The organism is Paraburkholderia sp. SEWSISQ10-3 4 (assembly GCF_030464785.1).
Lineage (GTDB): Bacteria > Pseudomonadota > Gammaproteobacteria > Burkholderiales > Burkholderiaceae > Paraburkholderia > Paraburkholderia aspalathi.
Genome location: NZ_JALPRI010000016.1, coordinates 89486 through 107238 on the forward strand (window position 1 = coordinate 89486; position 17753 = coordinate 107238).

The 17753-nt window shown below is 61.9% G+C and carries 14 protein-coding genes; 4 read left to right on the plus strand and 10 right to left on the minus strand.

Features of this window, described 5'->3' with window-relative positions; translation table 11 throughout:
• The 4 genes from M0D68_RS25510 to M0D68_RS25525 are packed head-to-tail and all read right to left on the minus strand — an operon-like array spanning window position 1 to window position 4947.
• Window positions 1-2064 carry an NADH:flavin oxidoreductase gene (locus M0D68_RS25510; RefSeq protein ID WP_200652633.1) on the minus strand — a complete coding sequence of 688 codons (2064 nt, stop codon included), beginning with the start codon at window positions 2062-2064 and terminating at the stop codon, window positions 1-3.
• A gap of 37 nt (window positions 2065-2101) precedes the next feature.
• The gene (locus M0D68_RS25515; RefSeq protein WP_093644438.1) at window positions 2102-2638 is read right to left on the minus strand and encodes a DUF5943 domain-containing protein; all 537 of its coding nucleotides are present in this window, start codon (window positions 2636-2638) and stop codon (window positions 2102-2104) included.
• A 44-nt stretch (window positions 2639-2682) separates the two neighbouring features.
• Entirely contained in the window at window positions 2683-3654 is a 972-nt protein-coding gene (locus M0D68_RS25520; protein ID WP_007177107.1) for a dipeptidase, read from the minus strand.
• Between the two features lie 18 nt (window positions 3655-3672).
• Window positions 3673-4947, minus strand: coding sequence for a serine hydroxymethyltransferase (locus tag M0D68_RS25525; protein ID WP_200620507.1), 1275 nt, complete (start codon window positions 4945-4947; stop codon window positions 3673-3675).
• Between the two features lie 432 nt (window positions 4948-5379).
• Between M0D68_RS25525 and M0D68_RS25530 the strand changes: the two genes are divergently transcribed.
• A complete protein-coding gene (locus M0D68_RS25530) occupies window positions 5380-6375 on the plus strand; it encodes a GlxA family transcriptional regulator (RefSeq protein WP_093644444.1) in 996 nt (331 codons plus the stop codon).
• Window positions 6376-6428: 53 nt separating this feature from the next.
• On the opposite strand, the gene fdhA is transcribed toward M0D68_RS25530, so the two are convergent.
• Window positions 6429-7628 (minus strand): formaldehyde dehydrogenase, glutathione-independent, encoded by a 1200-nt coding sequence (gene fdhA / locus M0D68_RS25535; protein ID WP_093644447.1) that lies wholly within the window; start codon window positions 7626-7628, stop codon window positions 6429-6431.
• Between the two features lie 252 nt (window positions 7629-7880).
• Between fdhA and betI the strand changes: the two genes are divergently transcribed.
• The 3 genes from betI to betA are packed head-to-tail and all read left to right on the plus strand — an operon-like array spanning window position 7881 to window position 11738.
• Complete coding sequence (gene betI, locus M0D68_RS25540) at window positions 7881-8468, plus strand: transcriptional regulator BetI (RefSeq protein WP_093644449.1); 588 nt, start codon at window positions 7881-7883, stop codon at window positions 8466-8468.
• 33 nt (window positions 8469-8501) lie between these two features.
• Complete coding sequence (gene betB, locus M0D68_RS25545) at window positions 8502-9971, plus strand: betaine-aldehyde dehydrogenase (protein WP_200620509.1); 1470 nt, start codon at window positions 8502-8504, stop codon at window positions 9969-9971.
• Window positions 9972-9983: 12 nt separating this feature from the next.
• The gene (betA, locus tag M0D68_RS25550; RefSeq protein ID WP_266225725.1) at window positions 9984-11738 is read left to right on the plus strand and encodes a choline dehydrogenase; all 1755 of its coding nucleotides are present in this window, start codon (window positions 9984-9986) and stop codon (window positions 11736-11738) included.
• A gap of 174 nt (window positions 11739-11912) precedes the next feature.
• Here the strand turns inward: betA and M0D68_RS25555 are convergent, their stop codons facing one another.
• The 5 genes from M0D68_RS25555 to M0D68_RS25575 form a co-directional block, all read right to left on the minus strand.
• Window positions 11913-13331 carry an MFS transporter gene (locus tag M0D68_RS25555; RefSeq protein ID WP_211706348.1) on the minus strand — a complete coding sequence of 473 codons (1419 nt, stop codon included), beginning with the start codon at window positions 13329-13331 and terminating at the stop codon, window positions 11913-11915.
• Window positions 13332-13453: 122 nt separating this feature from the next.
• A complete protein-coding gene (locus tag M0D68_RS25560; RefSeq protein ID WP_093644457.1) occupies window positions 13454-13717 on the minus strand; it encodes a hypothetical protein in 264 nt (87 codons plus the stop codon).
• A 63-nt stretch (window positions 13718-13780) separates the two neighbouring features.
• Window positions 13781-14437, minus strand: coding sequence for a sarcosine oxidase subunit gamma (locus M0D68_RS25565; RefSeq protein WP_093644458.1), 657 nt, complete (start codon window positions 14435-14437; stop codon window positions 13781-13783).
• A complete protein-coding gene (locus M0D68_RS25570) occupies window positions 14427-17429 on the minus strand; it encodes a sarcosine oxidase subunit alpha family protein (protein ID WP_266225726.1) in 3003 nt (1000 codons plus the stop codon). Before M0D68_RS25570 ends, M0D68_RS25565 begins: the two co-directional genes overlap by 11 nt.
• A complete protein-coding gene (locus M0D68_RS25575) occupies window positions 17426-17752 on the minus strand; it encodes a sarcosine oxidase subunit delta (protein ID WP_054038700.1) in 327 nt (108 codons plus the stop codon). Before M0D68_RS25575 ends, M0D68_RS25570 begins: the two co-directional genes overlap by 4 nt.
• Between the last annotated feature and the right edge of the window lies 1 nt (window position 17753).

The following is a 17753-nucleotide window of genomic DNA, read 5'->3' on the forward strand; positions in this document are numbered from 1 at the left end:
TCAGAAATCCTTGCAAAGGCGCAGCGCGTCATAGATCGCGCCGTGAATGTTGTGCATGGAAATGCAGTCGCCGACGCGGAACAGCAGGAAGCGGCCGTTGCCGAGTTCTTCGCTGAGCGACGGTTGCGGCTCGGACGCAAACAGTTTGTGCACGTCCACCTGGCCGCGATTCACCGACTCGGGCTTGAGCGTCCAGTAGAGCTGGTCGTTTGGCGTGCTGCCGTTCTCAATCACCACCTGGTCGACCGCGCGCTCTTCCTGCTCTTCCGTGTACTCGTTGCGGATCACAGCGATCTTCTTGCCGTCTTCCTCGTACACCTTGTCGAGCCAGTAGTTAGGCGTATGAATCACACCTTGCGCGTAGAGGCGGCGATAAAAAATCGGGAACGTGGTACCGCCTACGTCATCGGCAACCTTCACGTCAGGCGTGACGATCTCGACGTTCGACCCGCGGCTCGACATGAAATCCGCGACGCCTGCGCCAGCGTGCGTGCTGACGCCGTCATAAACCAGCACGTTCTTGCCCGGCTCGACCTTGCCCGACAGCACATCCCATGAACTGACCGCGAGCCCTTCTTCGACGCCCCACGCCGCGACTTGCGACGTGAACGACGAACCGCCTGTCGCCAACACGACGATGTCCGGCTTCTCGGCCATGATGGTCTTTTCGTCAGCCGCAACGCCAAGACGCCGATCGACACCGAGGCGTTTCGTTTCCATATCGAACCAACGCACGATGCCCGCCATCTGCTCGCGCTGCGGCGCTTTCGCGGCCAGCATGATCTGACCGCCGACGTAGTCGTTCTTCTCGAACAGCACCACGTCATGACCGCGCGACTTCGCCACGCGCGCCGCTTCCAGTCCAGCCGGGCCTGCGCCGACCACCACCACCTTGCGCTTCGGCCCACGTGTCTTCGCGATCACGTGCGGCATGGTTTCTTCGCGGGATGTCGCGGCGTTCTGCACGCACAGCACGTCCAACCCGTTGTATTGGCGGTCGATGCAATAGTTCGCGCCGACGCATTGCTTGATCTCGTCCTCGCGACCGTCGCGGATCTTGATGACCATATGCGGATCGGCGATCTGTGCGCGTGTCATCCCGACCAGATCGACCATGCCGCTCGCGAGCAAACGTTCTGCCTGGCCCGCATCGCGGATGCTTTGCGCATGCATCACCGGCAGCTTCACCACCGACTTGATCCCGGCCGCGAGATGCACGAACGGCTCGGGTGGCAGCGCCATCGGCGGCATGCAGTTCGCCAGCGTGTTGTGCGTATCCGCACCGGAACCGATCACGCCGAGGTAATCGATCAGGCCGCTTTCGCTCATCGCCTGGGCGATCTCTTTCAGCTGTTCGTGATCGAGACCGTCTTCATGGAATTCATCGCCACACATGCGAAGACCAACACAGAAATCCGCGCCTACCGCTTCGCGCACCGCCTTCAACACTTCCGTGCCGAAGCGCAGGCGGTTCTCGAGCGAACCGCCCCATTCGTCGGTGCGGAAATTCGTGCGCGGGCTCCAGAACTGATCGATCAGATGCTGGTGAGCCGCCGAGATTTCGATGCCGTCCATGCCGGCATCCTTCACGCGCTTGGCAGCCGCGGCAAAGTCCGTGATGATGCGGCGAATCTCTTCCACTTCGATGATCTTCGCATTGCCGCGGTGCACCGGCTCACGCACGCCCGACGGCGACATCAGATGCGGCCAGTGTTCGCCATGAAACGCCGAGCGGCGCCCCATATGCGTGGCCTGAATCATGATCTTCGCGCCGTGCTGATGCATCGCTTCGGCGAGCCGCGCGAGCGGATCGATGATCTTGTCGGTCGAGAGATTCACCGACTTCCACCAGCCTTGCGGGCTGTCGATCGACACCGGGCTCGAGCCACCGCACACGGCGAGGCCGACGCCGCCCTTGGCCTTCTCTTCGTAGTAACGGATATAGCGGTCGCCGGGCAGACCACCCGGTTCCGCATACACCTCAGCGTGCGCGGTGCTGACGATGCGGTTACGCAAAGTCAGTTTGTTCAGCGTGAGAGGCTTGAAAAGGTTCGGGTAACGCATCGCGATCGACCTCGGAATAGATAGGCTTTGTGCGTTTTTACGACGCGAGCGGCGACACTTCGAACACGCAGTGATCGTGGCCTTCGGCCGCGCAGCGCGCTTCCTTCGAATGGGACGGCGGACCCTTGCGCTGTCCATCCGGCGCGGTGTCGTTGACCCAGTCCATCGCGCCCGCGAACCAGCCGGCGAACATGTAGCAAAGCTTGCCTTCCTTGCCCGGCTGCGCGAGCACGAACGACGAGTGGTGCAATTCAATGCGGGCATGCGAGCTCGACGGATCGGCTTCCGTGATCGTGAACAGGCCCCAGCCACGCTGCGACAGACGGTTCAGGTAGTGCTCGAACACCGCCATGCCGGCAATACCGTGCTGTTTCGCTTCCTTGTCGCACCAGAAATACGCGGACTTGTAGCCGGCTTTGTAGAGAATCTCGGCATACGTGTCGATACCAAGTGCTTCCTCGACAGCCGTGTGGTTGTTCGTGAAGAAATGACGCGGCACGTAGAGCATCGGCAGCGCGTCGGTGGTCCAGACGCCGGTGTTCGGATCGACGTCGATAGGCAGTTGGGGTTGCATGTGGGGGCTCCGCTTTTATAGGTTCAGGTTCAGTGAATGACGAATCAGACTTTCCAGACTTCGCCGAACACGCGTACCCAGTTTTCGCCCATGATCTTCTTGATGCGCGTCTCGCTCCAACCGGCGCGTTCCATCGCGGCCGTCAGGTTCGGAAACTCGCCGATCGTGCGAATGCCTTCCGGATTCACCACCTTGCCAAAGTTCGTCAACTGGCGATAACGGCCCTTGTCGTGTGTAATCCAGTCGAAGAACTCAGTGCTATAGCCTTGCGTGAAGTCCGTGCCAATGCCAACCTGGTCTTCACCGATCAGATTCACCACGTATTCGATCGCTTCGATATAGTCTTCGACGGTCGCGTCCGGGCCGCGCTTCAAGAACGGCGCGAACATCGTCACGCCCACGAAACCGCCCGCGTCAGCGATCTCTTTCAGTTGCTCATCGCTCTTGTTGCGCGGATGCTCTTTCAGCCCCGACGGGCAGCAATGCGAGTAGCACACCGGCTTGTTCGAGGCCGCGATCGCTTCGGACGACGTCTTGCCGCCCACATGCGAAAGATCGACCATGATGCCAACGCGATTCATCTCCTGAATCACTTCACGGCCATAGCCCGACAGTCCACCGTCGCGTTCATAGCAGCCCGTGCCGACCAGATTCTGCGTGTTGTAGCAAAGCTGGACCACGTTCACGCCGAGGTCCTTGAAGGCCTCGATATAGCCGAGGTTGTCTTCGAACGCATGCGCGTTCTGGAAGCCGAAAATGATGCCGGTCTTGTTCTCTTTCTTCGCGCGCAGGATGTCGTCGGTGGTGCGCACAAGCGTCAGGATCTCGCCGTATTCGCGGATCTGTTGCTTCATCTCGGCGATGTTGTCGACGGTCTTCTGGAAGCTTTCCCAGACCGACACCGTGCAGTTCACCGCGGTTACGCCGCCCTTGCGCATGTCCTCGAACACCGAGCGCTCGAACTTCGAAATGTTCAGACCGTCGATGATGATGCTGTTGTCGTGCAGAGTGCTCATCGTTTGCTCCAGGCGTGCTTAGTAGATGGGAAAGCGTTCGCACAGCGCGAAAATTTCGCGGCGCACGCGTTGTTCGGTTGCGGCATGGCCTTCCGGATGATCGCGCAGCGCATCGAGCACCTCGACGATCAGCCGCCCGACTTCGCGGAACTCACTCACGCCGAAGCCGCGCGTGGTGCCGGCCGGCGTGCCGAGGCGAACGCCGGAGGTGACCGTCGGCTTCTCGGTGTCGAAAGGAATGCCGTTCTTATTGCAGGTGATGCCCGCGCGTTCCAGCGCCTGTTCGACCTGGTTGCCTTTGAGGCCCTTTGGACGCAGATCGACCAGCAGCAAATGGTTGTCCGTACCGCCTGTGACCAGATCGACGCCACCCGCTTTCAGCACTTCGCCGAGTGCCTGCGCATTCGCGAGCACGTTATCGATGTAGGTTTTGAAACCCGGTTGCAGCGCCTCGCCGAAGGCAACGGCCTTGCCGGCGATCACATGCATCAGCGGGCCGCCCTGCAAGCCCGGGAACACGGCGGAGTTGATCTTCTTGGCGATGTCTTCGTCATTCGTCAGAACAAAGCCGCCGCGCGGCCCGCGCAACGTCTTGTGCGTGGTGGACGTGACGACATGCGCGTGCTCGACCGGATTCTGATGACGCCCGGCTGCGATAATCCCGGCGATGTGCGCCATATCCACCATCAGCTTCGCGCCCACGCCATCGGCGATTGCGCGCAGCCGTGCGAAGTCCAACGCACGCGGATAAGCCGAGAAGCCGGCGATCAGCAACGCCGGTTTGTGCTGCTGCGCGAGTTCTTCGATCTGCTCGTAATCGATCAGCATCGTGTCGCGATTCACGCCGTATTGGACCGCGTTGAACCACTTACCCGACATCGCCGGCTTGGCGCCGTGAGTCAGGTGGCCGCCCGCGTCGAGCGACATGCCGAGCACCGTGTCGCCCGGCTTCACCAGGGCGAGCATCACCGCGCCGTTGGCCTGCGCGCCGGAATGCGGCTGCACGTTGGCGAACTTCGCGTTGAAAATCTGCTTGATGCGATCGAGCGCCAACGTTTCGATCACGTCGGCGTATTCACACCCGCCGTAATAGCGCTTGCCCGGATACCCTTCCGCGTACTTGTTCGTCAGCACCGAGCCTTGCGCTTCGAGCACCGCGCGCGACACGATGTTTTCCGACGCGATCAATTCGACTTGCGACTGCTGGCGCTCCAGCTCTTTCAAAATGGCGCCGCGCACCGCCGCGTCACGCGTGGCCAGCGATTCTTCGAAGAAAGGATTCGGGTTCGACATGGAAGGTCCGTGGGGTGGTTGGCGAAGGACCGGAAGCGGGCTGCTGATCGGGCTGTGAAGCCCTGCTGCCACCGGTCTGCATTGGGTCTATTCTTGACTCTCGCCTCGCGCGCCAATTTACGAATTCAGACGCGTTCTTTGCCTTTTCCGCCATGAGCGACCTTTTTCGACAAGTCGCGCTGGCAGGTTTCGAACGATCGTTAGCGGTTGGCGCTTTTGCTGCACTGCAGCTGATCGTTGTGCGCAGTTCGGGTGCGCGTGTGGGCTCGGGTAGCTCCGTTCTGGTGCTGTTCGTTGAGCGATCCGACTGTATTGATGCGCAACCGAGGGTTTAGCCTGATGGCACGTTAGTTGCGCTAGTACTCAAAATTGCAGGAGTCGCTGCTCCCCACGGCGACGCGACATTACAGATTCGAAGGAATCATTTCCCCCATGTCCACCGATCGCACGGCGTCGTTGTCGCACTTTGCATTCATGCCGGTGCCGAACTTCACGATGATCGCGTTCACCAACGCGATCGAAGTTCTCCGCATGGCGAACTACCTGACTGGACAAACGCTTTACCGCTGGTCGATCGTGAGCCCCGAAGGCGGCCCGGTGACGGCGAGCAACGGCCTCTCGGTCGATACGGGTCCGGTCGAGTCTGTCGGTCAGCCGGACATCGTGTTCGTGGTCGGCGGCATCGACGTGCAGCGCGCCACCACCCCTGCCCATCTCGTCGCGCTGCGCCGCTTCGCCCGCATGGGCAGCGTGCTCGGCAGCCTGTGCACCGGCACCTATGCGCTGGCGCGTGCCGGCTTGCTGGCCGGTTACGCGTGTGCGATTCATTGGGAGAACATGTCGGCGCTCAAGGAAGAGTTTCCCGACACGCGCTTTCTGAAAGAACTGTTCGTGATCGACCGTGATCGCGTCACCTGCACGGGTGGCGTGGCGCCGCTCGACATGATGCTCAACCTGATCACACCGCGAGTCGGCACGGCACGCGTCACGCAGATCGCGGAGCAGTTCATCGTCGAACACGTGCGCGATAACAGCGCACAACAGAAAATGCCGCTGGTGGCGCGGCTCGGTTCGGCCAACAAGTCTCTCTTCGAAGTGATCTCGCTGATGGAGAACAACATCGAAGAGCCGCTTTCGCGCGAAGAACTCGCACGGCTCGCCGGCATGTCACAGCGGCAATTGCAGCGGCTGTTCCGCGAACATCTCGGGATGACGCCGACGCATTACTATCTGACGCTGCGCTTGCGGCGCGCCCGCGAGTTGCTGCTGCAGACCGACATGTCGATCATGCACATCACGATGGCTTGCGGTTTCCAGTCGGCTTGCCACTTCTCGAAGAGCTACCGCGATGCGTTCGGCACCGCGCCGACGCGCGAACGGCGCAAGCAGGCGCCGTCGCTGGCCGCAGTGCCGGTGCTCGCGGCTTGAGTCGAATACCTCGCTGATTGAAGGGACCGCGAACGCGGTCCCTTTCCGCGCCATCAAGCCGCTTTCAGCAACCCGTGCGGGTCGATCACAAACTTCTTCGGCGCGCCGCCATCGAACTGCCGGTAACCGTCCGGGGCCTGATCGAGCGAGACGACCGTCACGTTCACGATATCCGCAATCGGCAGCCGGTCCCACAGGATCGCCTGCATCAGATTGTGGTTGTACTTCATCACCGGCGTCTGCCCCGTGTGGAACGAGTGCGACTTGGCCCAGCCGAGGCCGAAGCGGATGCTCAGGCTGCCTTTGCGGGCAGCGGCATCGGTGGCGCCCGGATCGTCCGTTACATACAGGCCCGGAATGCCGATCGCGCCCGCGGCACGCGTGATTTCCATCAGCGAATTAAGCACCGTGGCTGGTGCTTCCTCGTGCGAGCCGCTGCTGCCGTGACCGTGCGCCTCGAAACCGACGCAGTCCACCGCGCAATCCACTTCGGGCTTGCCGAGAATCTGTTCGATCTGCTCGCCGAGCGTCGCGTCCTTCGAAAGGTCGATGGTCTGGAAACCCATCTTGCGAGCATGCGCGAGACGCGCCTCATTCATATCGCCAACGATCGTGCAGGCTGCGCCCAGCAAGCGTGCGGATGCAGCCGCCGCCATCCCCACCGGCCCCGCGCCCGCGATATAAACGGTAGCGCCAGGCTTCACGCCTGCCATCACCGCGCCGTGATAGCCGGTCGGCAGAATGTCGGACAGACACGTCAGGTCGCGGATTTTAGACATCGCCTGCGCGTAGTCGGGGAATTTCAGCAGATTGAAGTCAGCGTACGGCACCAGTACGTACTCGGCCTGGCCGCCGATCCAGCCACCCATGTCGACGTAGCCATAAGCGCCGCCCGCCCGCGACGGATTCACATTCAAACACACGCCGGTGTGCTGCGCCTTGCAGGTCGGACAGCGTCCGCAAGCGACGTTGAACGGTACCGACACCAGGTCGCCAACCTTCAACGTTTCAACATCACGGCCCACCTCGATCACCTCGCCGGTAATCTCGTGGCCGAGTACCAGGCCGACCTCGGCGGTCGTGCGGCCACGCACCATGTGCTGATCGGAGCCGCAAATATTCGTGCTTACCACCTTCAGGATTACGCCGTGACCGATTGACCGGCCACGCGGATCGACCATCTTCGGAAAGTCGATCGACTGCACTTCCACCTTGCCCTGCCCTAGATACACGACACCGCGATTGCTGCTCATTTGTCTGTCTCCATATCTCGTGAGCGGCGCGTCTGACTCTACGTGACGCGCCGTTCAACGAGCGTAGCGCCCGCTGAAACAAAGGACATGTACCGAACACGACACCGGTTTGGCAGGAACCGACACGCCGGGCGCAACCCATGCCCACGTTGATGCAACCCGGTTTTTATTGATTGACCGTTCAATATAAAAAAACTAGTATTCCCCATCGAACACTTGGGCGGCTGGCCTGCGCCCGCCGCCTCCAGCCCCATGCCCAAACTTGGAATGCGCGAAATCCGCCGCGCCCAGCTGATCGACGCAACGCTGCTGACCATCGACCAGACTGGTCTCGCCGGTGCGACGCTCGCTTCGGTCGCGCAGCGCGCGAGCATTTCCACCGGCATCGTCAGCCACTATTTTGGCGACAAGGACGGCTTGCTCGAAGCCACCATGCGCCACGTGCTGCGCGATCTGTGGCAAGCCACGTCGAGACGGCGACGCGCGGCGAAGGCCGATCCACGTTCGAAATTGCGCGCGGTCGTCGCGGCGAATTTCGACGCCGAGCAGACCAGCGGCCCCGTCATGAAAACGTGGCTCGCGTTCTGGTCCGAGAGCATGCACAAGCCGCAATTGCGCCGGCTGCAATACGTAAACACGCGGCGCTTGAACTCGAACCTGTGCGCGGATTTTTCCAAAGCGCTGCCACGTCCGGCGGCGCGCCGTGCGGCGAGCGGCCTCGCGGCACTGATCGACGGGCTATGGCTGCGTGGCGCTTTGTCCGGTGAGCCGTTTGATACCAAGGCTGCACTGCGCATGGCAAACGAATACATCGATCTGGTGCTGGAAGCACGTAACTAGACCAGCGAACATTTCCGAAAAAAGGAGCAACTCATGGCGGTATTCGAAACGCAACGTCTCTATATAGGCGGCGCCTACGTCGACGCGACGAGCGGTGAGACCTTCGACACGCTCGACCCCGCCACGGGCGAAACGCTCGCCGCCGTGCAACAAGCCTCAGCGGCGGACGTGGATCGCGCGGTGCAATCGGCACGTGATGGCCAACGCGAGTGGGCCGCGCTCACGGCGATGCAGCGCTCGCGCATCCTGCGCCGCGCGGTCGAGATCCTGCGTGAACGCAATGACGAACTCGCCGCACTCGAAACACGCGACACCGGCAAGGCGATTGCGGAGACTCGGGCGGTCGATATCGTCACCGGCGCGGACGTGATCGAGTACTACGCAGGGTTGGCGACCGCGATTGAAGGTCAGCAGATTCCGTTGCGGCCCTCTTCGTTTGTTTATACGCGGCGTGAACCGCTGGGCGTATGCGCAGGTATCGGCGCATGGAATTACCCAATCCAGATCGCATGCTGGAAATCGGCGCCCGCGTTGGCAGCCGGGAATGCGATGATCTTCAAGCCGAGCGAAATCACGCCGCTGTCCGCATTGAAACTCGCCGAGATTTATACCGAAGCCGGTGTACCAGCCGGTGTGTTCAACGTCGTGCAAGGCGACGGCCGCGTGGGGGCGATGCTCGCCGCACATCCCGACATCGAGAAGATCTCGTTCACCGGCGGCGTTGAAACGGGCAAGAAGGTGATGTCGCTGGCAGGCGCCTCGTCGCTGAAAGAAGTGACGATGGAACTGGGCGGCAAGTCCCCCCTGCTCGTATTCGACGACGCCAACCTCGAACGTGCCGCCGACATCGCGATGAGCGCCAACTTCTTCAGCTCCGGCCAGGTCTGCACGAACGGCACACGCGTCTTTGTGCAGCGTAGCGTGCTGGAACGATTCGAAGCGCTGGTGCTGGAACGTGTGAGGCGGATTCGCGTCGGCGCACCCACGGACGCCGACACCAACTTCGGCCCGCTGGTCAGCGCCGCGCAATTGCAGAAAGTGCTCGGCTACATCGAAAGCGGCGTGCAGGACGGCGCGCGGCTCCTCGCAGGCGGCAAGCGGCTGACGGAAGGCCACTTCGGCAACGGCCAGTACGTCGAGCCGACGGTTTTCACCGGCTGCCATGACGACATGCGTATCGTGCGCGAAGAAATCTTCGGCCCGGTGATGAGCATCCTCGTTTTCGATGACGAAGACGAAGCAATCTCGCGCGCCAATAACACCGCTTACGGTCTTGCTGCGGGCGTTGTCACCGAGAACCTGGCGCGTGCGCATCGCGTGATTCATCGGCTCGAAGCGGGTATCTGCTGGATCAACACCTGGGGCGAGTCGCCCGCGGAAATGCCGGTGGGCGGCTACAAGCAATCGGGCGTCGGCCGTGAGAACGGCATTACTACGCTCGAACACTACACGCGCATCAAGTCCGTGCAGGTCGAACTCGGCCCGTATCAACCGGTGTTTTAAGGAGGGTTGGCGATGGCTTCGAACGAATACGACTACATCATCGTCGGCGCGGGTTCAGCGGGCAACGTGCTCGCTTCGCGCCTGACCGAAGACGCGGACGTGACCGTGCTGCTCCTCGAAGCAGGCGGCCCTGACTACCGCTTCGATTTCCGCACGCAGATGCCCGCGGCCCTCGCCTATCCGTTGCAGGGTCGGCGTTACAACTGGGCGTACGAAACGGACCCCGAGCCGCATATGAACAACCGACGCATGGAGTGCGGGCGCGGCAAGGGGCTCGGTGGTTCGTCGCTGATCAACGGCATGTGCTATATCCGCGGCAATGCGCTCGACTACGACGGTTGGGCAACGCGTTCTGGGCTGGAAAACTGGACCTATCTGGATTGCCTGCCGTACTTCCGCAAAGCCGAAACACGCGATGTCGGCGCAAACGCGTATCACGGCGGCGACGGCCCGGTCCATGTGACGACGAGCAAGCCGGGCAACAATCCCTTGTTCGCGGCGATGGTCGAGGCCGGCGTGCAGGCGGGTTTCCCGCGTACCGACGACCTGAACGGCTACCAGCAGGAAGGCTTCGGCCCAATGGATCGCACGGTCACGGCGAACGGCCGACGCGCCAGCACCGCACGCGGCTATCTGGATCGCGCGAAGAAACGCCCGAATCTGACCATCGTGACGCATGCCATGACCGATCGCGTGCTGTTCCTCGGCAAGCGTGCGATAGGCGTCACGTATCTGCATCACGGTAGTGCTGAAACTGCGCATGCGCGCCGCGAAGTGTTGGTGTGCAGTGGCGCGATTGCCTCGCCGCAGTTGCTGCAACGCTCAGGCGTGGGCCGTTCGACGTGGCTGCGCGAACTCGACGTGCCACTCGTGCACGATCTGCCTGGTGTCGGTGAAAACTTGCAGGACCATCTGGAGATGTACATCCAGTACGAATGCAAGGAGCCGGTTTCGCTGTATCCCGCGTTGCAATGGTGGAATCAGCCTGCCATCGGGCTTGAATGGATGTTTAACGGCACGGGTATTGGCGCGAGCAATCAGTTTGAAGCGGGCGGCTTCATCCGTACCCGCGATGAGGACTTGTGGCCGAACATCCAGTATCACTTCCTGCCCGTCGCGATTAACTACAACGGTTCCAACGCGATCAAGATGCACGGTTTCCAGGCGCATGTCGGCTCGATGCGTTCGCCAAGCCGTGGACGCGTGAAGCTCACGTCACGCGATCCCGCCGCGCATCCGAGCATCCTGTTCAATTACATGGCCGATCCGCTCGACTGGCGCGAATTCCGTGACGGGATTCGTATTACGCGCGAGATCATGCGTCAGCCTGCGCTTGATCGTTATCGCGGGCGTGAGTTGAATCCGGGCGCGGAGTTGACCACCGATGAGCAACTCGACGCGTTTGTGCGCATGCGTGCGGAGACCGCGTTTCATCCGTCGTGCTCGTGCAAGATGGGTTATGACGATATGGCCGTGGTGGATAGCGAGGGACGCGTGCATGGGCTCGAGGCGCTGCGCGTGGTCGATGCGTCAATCATGCCGCAGATCACAACCGGCAATCTGAACGCGCCGACGATCATGCTCGCGGAGAAGATCGCCGATCGGATTCGCGGGCGGGAGGCGCTGGCGCGGGTGGAGACGCCGTACTTCGTCGCGAATGGAATGGTTTCGCGGAAGCGGGAACTCAAGACAGACGTTTTCGGAGTGTGGACGAGCAAGGAATCGGATAGCCTCGAATACCAGAAGGAGTTGCGCTCGGAATGGTAAGCGTGCGCGCCGACATATGAATTCATTCACTATCTGAACGCAGCAAAAGACTGACACGCCGAGCAAACCGCTCGATCAACCGATCATCCAGCGTAGGTCTTCTCTGGCGTAGCAGTAGAAGGACGCTTAAGGCCGCGAACTAGTCGCGGCCTTTTTCCTCTTGCCCAGCAAGCGTCACTCCCGCGCAGGACTCAACACTCCCTGCGCGTCCGACTCAACCGCTTCAGACACCAAGGTCTCCAACGCCAACCCACGCGTCTCGATCCCCATGATCCATACTGCCGCGGCAGCGATCACAAAACACATCGCGCCAAGCGAAAACACGCCGCCTTGCCCGAACGTCGGCAGAACCACGCCGACTACATAAGGCCCGATCAACGAGCCCACACGTCCAATCGCTGACGCAAACCCAGACCCCGTAGCCCGCGCTCCCGTGCCATAAAGCTCAGGCGTATAGGTGTAAAGCACCGCCCACATCGCAAACATAAAAAACTGCATCGCAAGTCCGGCGCAAATCAGCAGCGTCGGCGTTTGCGCGTGCAGCGCGGTTTGTCCATAGACATAAGCCATCACCGCGCTGCCGGTCAGCGACGCGATACAGGTCGGCTTACGTCCCCAGCGCTCCACGAGCCACGCAGCGCAGATAAAACCCGGAATCCCGCCGAGCGAAATCAGTACCGTATACAGCACCGACTTCGTCACAGCGAAACCCGCTTGTTGCATCAACGCACCGAGCCACGACGTGAGCCCATAAAAACCGAGCAACGCAAAGAACCACAGCGTCCACACCATGATCGTGCGACGCCGGTAGGCCACGCTCCAGATCTCGCGGAATGCACTCGTACCCTTCGCAGCCGGCGGTTCCTGCAACATCACCGGTGCGCGCAACTGGCTCAGTCCAGCCGCTTTCATCACCTTCACTTCGACTTCGGCGAGGATCTTGTCCGCCTCGGCGAGGCGTCCGCGATGCTCCAGCCAGCGCGGCGATTCCGGCACGACGCGGCGCACAATTAACACGAACACGGCGGGAATCGCCAACAGTGCGAACTCCGTGCGCCACCCAAACGCCGGCAACACGAAGTACGAAACCACGCCCGCCGTGATAAACCCGAGCGGCCAGAAGCCATCCATCAACGCGATCAGTCGTCCGCGTGACTTGGCAGGCACAAATTCGGAAAGGAGCGTCTGCGCAATGGGAAACTCCATGCCCATGCCAATACCAAGCAGCACACGATAAAAAATCAGCGCTTCGACACTCTGCGCGGTCGAGCACAGATACGACGCGAGCCCCCACAGCACCATGCTCCACTGAAATACGGGGCGCCGTCCGAAGCGATCGGCCAGCAATCCGGCAACCGCCGCGCCGATCACCATACCGAAGAAGCTCGCACTCGCAACCAACCCTGCCGTCGCGCTCGACAGATGAAATTCGCTCTTGATCGAACCGAGCACGAAGGTCATCGTGCCGAGATCGACCGAGTCGAAAAAGAACGCGATCGCGATGATGATGAAAATGGTCCGGTGATATCCGGAGAACGGCAGACGTTCGAGTCTGGCGGCTGCGCTCGCGCGAGGCTGAAAAACGGTAGACATGTCATGCCCTCGTTGATGCGGCGGCTGCCGCGTGGACGTTCCGATCAGTGCGTATTCAGTAGACGCCGACATAAATCGGCCACATAGAAGGAATACGTCATCGGGATGGAACGAGGGCGTCGTTAGGGCCGCAACCGCGCCCGCGCAGCGCCGGCAATCCGCGCGAGCGCATCCGCACTCAAACGAGCGGCGATCTTCTCAACGTATTCGTGATGCCGCGACTGCAGCGGCGCGCCCAACTGCTGTGCAAGGAGATAGCGAATCAACGCGATGCGCCGATGCCGCAATACGATGCTCTGATCGAGCAGCGCAAGCGCGGCATGGGCATCGCCCTGTTGGCACACGCGTTCGGTGAGACGCGCGGTGGCTAGACGTGTCGACGTCATGTCAGTCGGCGGTCGGGAAAGCCGCGAGCGGTGCCTCACTAGCAGGACGCCACCCGCCGCGCTTCACGACATCAACGGCTCGGCCGCATCGAGCATGATCTTGACGAAGTAGTCCGCAAAACTGCGGCGCACGATGATATCGAAGCTGTCTGCGCCGGTGGGCAACAACGTCATCGACGCCTTGAAGAAGTGACTCTGTGCGCACTGCCCCTCGCTGAACAGTTTCGGATGCAGATCGAGCGGACAACCGCGCGCCAGCACTTCACGCGTTCGAGTGCCACTGATCTCGAGCACCGTATAGCCGCTGCCGATATCCACCGCCGACGCGAACACGCCCACAAATGCCGCGCCGAGTTTCGCCTGCAACGGCGCGGTACGCGTCGCGTCGTGCGCCATGGCCGAGCGCACCAGCCACTCGTCAGGGCCAAGCCACAGCATGTCGTAGCCATTGCCGCGTGCAATCGTGTTCGCCTTCTCGGGCGGCCGGCAGCCGATCACGCTTTCCACCGCGCTCACGAACGCCGCGTCACGCGTGTCGCCGCGCACGTTCACCAGTTCCAGAAACGGCCGCTCGCTCAAACGGAACGCCGCCGACACCGTCGCCTGATGCTTCTTCAGCAGCGCATCCGCGCCCACCAGCGGCGACTCCTGCCACACACCCGTTTGCTGGCCGACAGCACGATCCACCGCCGACACTGTCCCTCTTGTTTCATTCCACATGTTGACGTGCTCCTTCGCTGTCGTAGAACACCGAGCTGGTGACCTTGGCCGCAATCTGTCTACCGCTCGCGAGCGGAATCGTGACCGTTTCGCCGATCTTGTCGAGACCGCCCTTCACTACCGCCATTGCAATCGAGCGCTTCAGGATCGGGCTGTAATAGCTCGACGTGACGTGGCCGAGCATCGGTGCGGTATCGCCCTGGAACGGACCGGCGACGATCTGCGAGCCTTCGGGGATCACGAACGACGGATCGTCCGCGAGCAGCCCGACCAGTTGCTTACGGCCGGCCTTCGCCGTATCCGAACGCGTCAATGAGCGCTTGCCGAGAAAGTCTTTCGACTTCGCGACCAGCCCACCCATGCCGAGGTCGTACGGCGTCATCGACCCATCCGTGTCCTGGCCGACGATGATGTAGCCCTTCTCGGCACGCAGCACGTGCATGGTTTCCGTGCCATACGGCGTGATGTCGAATTCCGCGCCCGCGGCCATCAGCGCCTCCCACACCGCGCGGCCGACGTTCGCGGGCACGTTCACTTCATAAGCCAGTTCGCCCGAGAAGCTGATCCGCATCACGCGCGATGCCGCACCCGCCACGGTGCCTTCGCGATAGCTCATGAACGGGAACGCCGCGTTCGCAAAGTCGATGTCGTGGCAAACTTTCTGCAGGACCTTGCGGCTGTTCGGACCGACCACCGCAAACGTCGCCCAATGATCCGTCACGGAAGCGAGACGCACGCGCATATCCGGCCACTCGGTTTGCAGCCAGCGTTCGAGCCACGTCAGCACGCGCGCTGCGCCACCCGTGGTGGTCGTCATCATGTAGTGTTGGTCGGCAAGACGCACGGTCACGCCGTCGTCGAAGATCATGCCGTTTTCGTCGAGCATCAGGCCGTAGCGGCACTTGCCGACTTCCAGCTTGCTCCACGGATTCGTATAGACCCAGTTCAGCAGCTTCGCCGCATCGGGGCCCTGGATGTCGATCTTGCCGAGCGTCGAAGCGTCGAGAATGCCGACGCTCGTGCGCACCGCGAGCGACTCGCGTGCCACCGCGGCATGCATGTCCTCGCCGGCCTTCGCGAAGTACCAGGGGCGCTTCCAGTTGCCGACGTCCTCGAACGCCGCACCGTTTTCCACGTGCCATTCGTGCACCGCGGTCTTACGCACCGGATCGAGAAACTCACCCAGCTCCCGACCCGCAAACGTGCCGAACGTAACCGGCGTGTAGTTCGGACGGAACGTCGTCGTGCCGGTTTCGGGAATCGTCTTGCCGAGCGCCTGCGCGAGAATCGCCATACCATTGATGTTGCCGAGCTTGCCCTGATCGGTGCCGAAACCCATCGCCGTATAGCGCTTCACGTGTTCGACCGATTCGAAACCTTCGCGCGCCGCGAGAAAAATATCGGCTGCCGACACGTCGTTCTGGAAGTCGACGAACTGCTTCGGCCCGCGCGTCGCCAGTTCGCGGCCGCCGACGAGCCACAGCGGCTGCATCTTCGTTTCGCTAACCTCGGCCACGTGCACCGGATTCGGCCGCGCAACGATGTGCCCCGCTGCACGCGCCGCCTCGACACCGGCATCGACCGCGAAGCGAATCCCCTGTCCTAGCGTGAAATCGCCGGCACACGCACCAACGCTCGTCTCGGCTTGCATCGCCTTGCCCGGCACGAAGCAGGCCTTGTCGTCATGCCAGTGCGCTTTGCCGCCCGATTGCGCGAACAGATGCAGCACCGGGCTCCAGCCACTGGACATCGCGAGCAGATCGCAGGGTAGATCGCCCTGCTTCGCACCGACCTGTCCGTTCGAATACGACGCCACTTCGACCGAGGCAACCCGCAGCTTGCCGTGCGCGGCTGTCACAGCCACACCGTTCATCACCTTGACGCCATAGCGCCGTGCGAGCGCGGGCAGCGTGCCCTTCGACTCGGCCGCGCGCGGATCGACGACCGTCACCTGAGCACCGGCCGCTTTCAGATCGAGCGCGCATTGATAGCCGTCATCGTTGTTCGTGAACACGACGGCATTGCGGCCCGGTAGCACCGCATAGCGATGCAGATAGGTCGACACGGCCGAGGCCAACATCACGCCCGGTAGATCGTTGTTGCCGAATACGATCGGCCGCTCATGCGCGCCTGTTGCGAGAATCACGCGTTTCGCGCGGATCTTCCACATCAGTTCGCGCGTACCCTTTCTCTGCGACACCGGCAGATGCTCGGTGAGCCGTTGCGTGACAGTGATGAGGTTATGGTCCTGGTAACCGAATGCGGTGCTGCGACACAGGATCTTCACGTCCGGCATCTGCCGCAGTTCGTCTTCGATCTTGTGGACCCATTGCAGCGCCGGTTTGCCGTCGATCTCCGCGCGGCACGACAGCAGCGAGCCGCCGAGTTCCGGCTGATCGTCGATCAGCGTCACGCGTGCGCCGGACAATGCCGCCGCATGCGCGGCCGCCAGCCCCGTCGGGCCACCGCCGACCACCAGCACGTCGCAGTGCGCAAAGCACTTGTCGTAGCGGTCCGCGTCGGTTTGCTCGGGCGCCTTGCCGAGACCGGCCGCATCGCGAATCACTTCCTCATATTTCGGCCAGAATTTGCGCGGCCACATGAAGGTCTTGTAGTAGAAGCCCGCCGGAATGAAGCGTGCGAACTTCTGGTTGATCGCCATGCGGTCTTTTTCGATGCTCGGCTGCGCGTTCACGCTGGTCGCGACGAGTCCCTGATACAACTCCACTTCAGTCGCACGCGCGTTCGGCACCGTGTATGCGCCGGTTTCGAGCTGCACAACCGCATTCGGCTCTTCCACACCCGCCGTCACGATGCCGCGCGGCCGGTGGTACTTCCAGCTGCGCGCCACGAAGTGTTCGCCGTTCGCGAGCAACGCGGACGCGAGCGTGTCGCCCTGATAACCCTGAAGCTTGCGCCCGTTGAACGTGAAGTTCAGTACGATCGCACGGTTGATGCGTCCGCCGCTGGGGAGTCGGTCTTTCTGGCTCATGGTGCCTTGCCCTCGTGTGCCTTGTCTTGTGCGTTAGCCTCGTTGCTGTCCATCGCGAGCAGAGGACGTTCGAACGTCTCGTAGCCCTGAATCTCGTAGCTCACGGTGTCGCGCTGGGCCTTGAACCAGCGGCGGCATCCTTGCGCGTGCATCCATTGCTCGCGATGCACGCCGCGCGAATTCTTGCGCATGAACAGGTAGTCACCCCATTCCTTGTCGGTGAGCTTGTCGGTGTCGAGCGGGCGCGCAATATCCGCTTCGCCGCCGCAGGAAAATTCGGTTTCGGCGCGTGGCCCGCACCAAGGGCATTCGATCAGAAGCATC

Excerpts from the sequence above, each read along its gene's own strand:
- M0D68_RS25515 (WP_093644438.1), bottom strand. The coding sequence starts at position 2,638 with ATGCAACCCCAACTGCCTATCGACGTCGATCCGAACACCGGCGTCTGG.
- M0D68_RS25520 (WP_007177107.1), bottom strand. The coding sequence starts at position 3,654 with ATGAGCACTCTGCACGACAACAGCATCATCATCGACGGTCTGAACATT.
- M0D68_RS25525 (WP_200620507.1), bottom strand. The coding sequence starts at position 4,947 with ATGTCGAACCCGAATCCTTTCTTCGAAGAATCGCTGGCCACGCGTGAC.
- M0D68_RS25575 (WP_054038700.1), bottom strand. The coding sequence starts at position 17,752 with ATGCTTCTGATCGAATGCCCTTGGTGCGGGCCACGCGCCGAAACCGAA.
- M0D68_RS25555 (WP_211706348.1), bottom strand. The coding sequence starts at position 13,331 with ATGTCTACCGTTTTTCAGCCTCGCGCGAGCGCAGCCGCCAGACTCGAA.
- betI (WP_093644449.1), top strand. The coding sequence starts at position 7,881 with ATGCCCAAACTTGGAATGCGCGAAATCCGCCGCGCCCAGCTGATCGAC.
- fdhA (WP_093644447.1), bottom strand. The coding sequence starts at position 7,628 with ATGAGCAGCAATCGCGGTGTCGTGTATCTAGGGCAGGGCAAGGTGGAA.
- M0D68_RS25570 (WP_266225726.1), bottom strand. The coding sequence starts at position 17,429 with ATGAGCCAGAAAGACCGACTCCCCAGCGGCGGACGCATCAACCGTGCG.
- betA (WP_266225725.1), top strand. The coding sequence starts at position 9,984 with ATGGCTTCGAACGAATACGACTACATCATCGTCGGCGCGGGTTCAGCG.
- M0D68_RS25510 (WP_200652633.1), bottom strand. The coding sequence starts at position 2,064 with ATGCGTTACCCGAACCTTTTCAAGCCTCTCACGCTGAACAAACTGACT.
- M0D68_RS25565 (WP_093644458.1), bottom strand. The coding sequence starts at position 14,437 with ATGTGGAATGAAACAAGAGGGACAGTGTCGGCGGTGGATCGTGCTGTC.
- betB (WP_200620509.1), top strand. The coding sequence starts at position 8,502 with ATGGCGGTATTCGAAACGCAACGTCTCTATATAGGCGGCGCCTACGTC.
- M0D68_RS25560 (WP_093644457.1), bottom strand. The coding sequence starts at position 13,717 with ATGACGTCGACACGTCTAGCCACCGCGCGTCTCACCGAACGCGTGTGC.
- M0D68_RS25530 (WP_093644444.1), top strand. The coding sequence starts at position 5,380 with ATGTCCACCGATCGCACGGCGTCGTTGTCGCACTTTGCATTCATGCCG.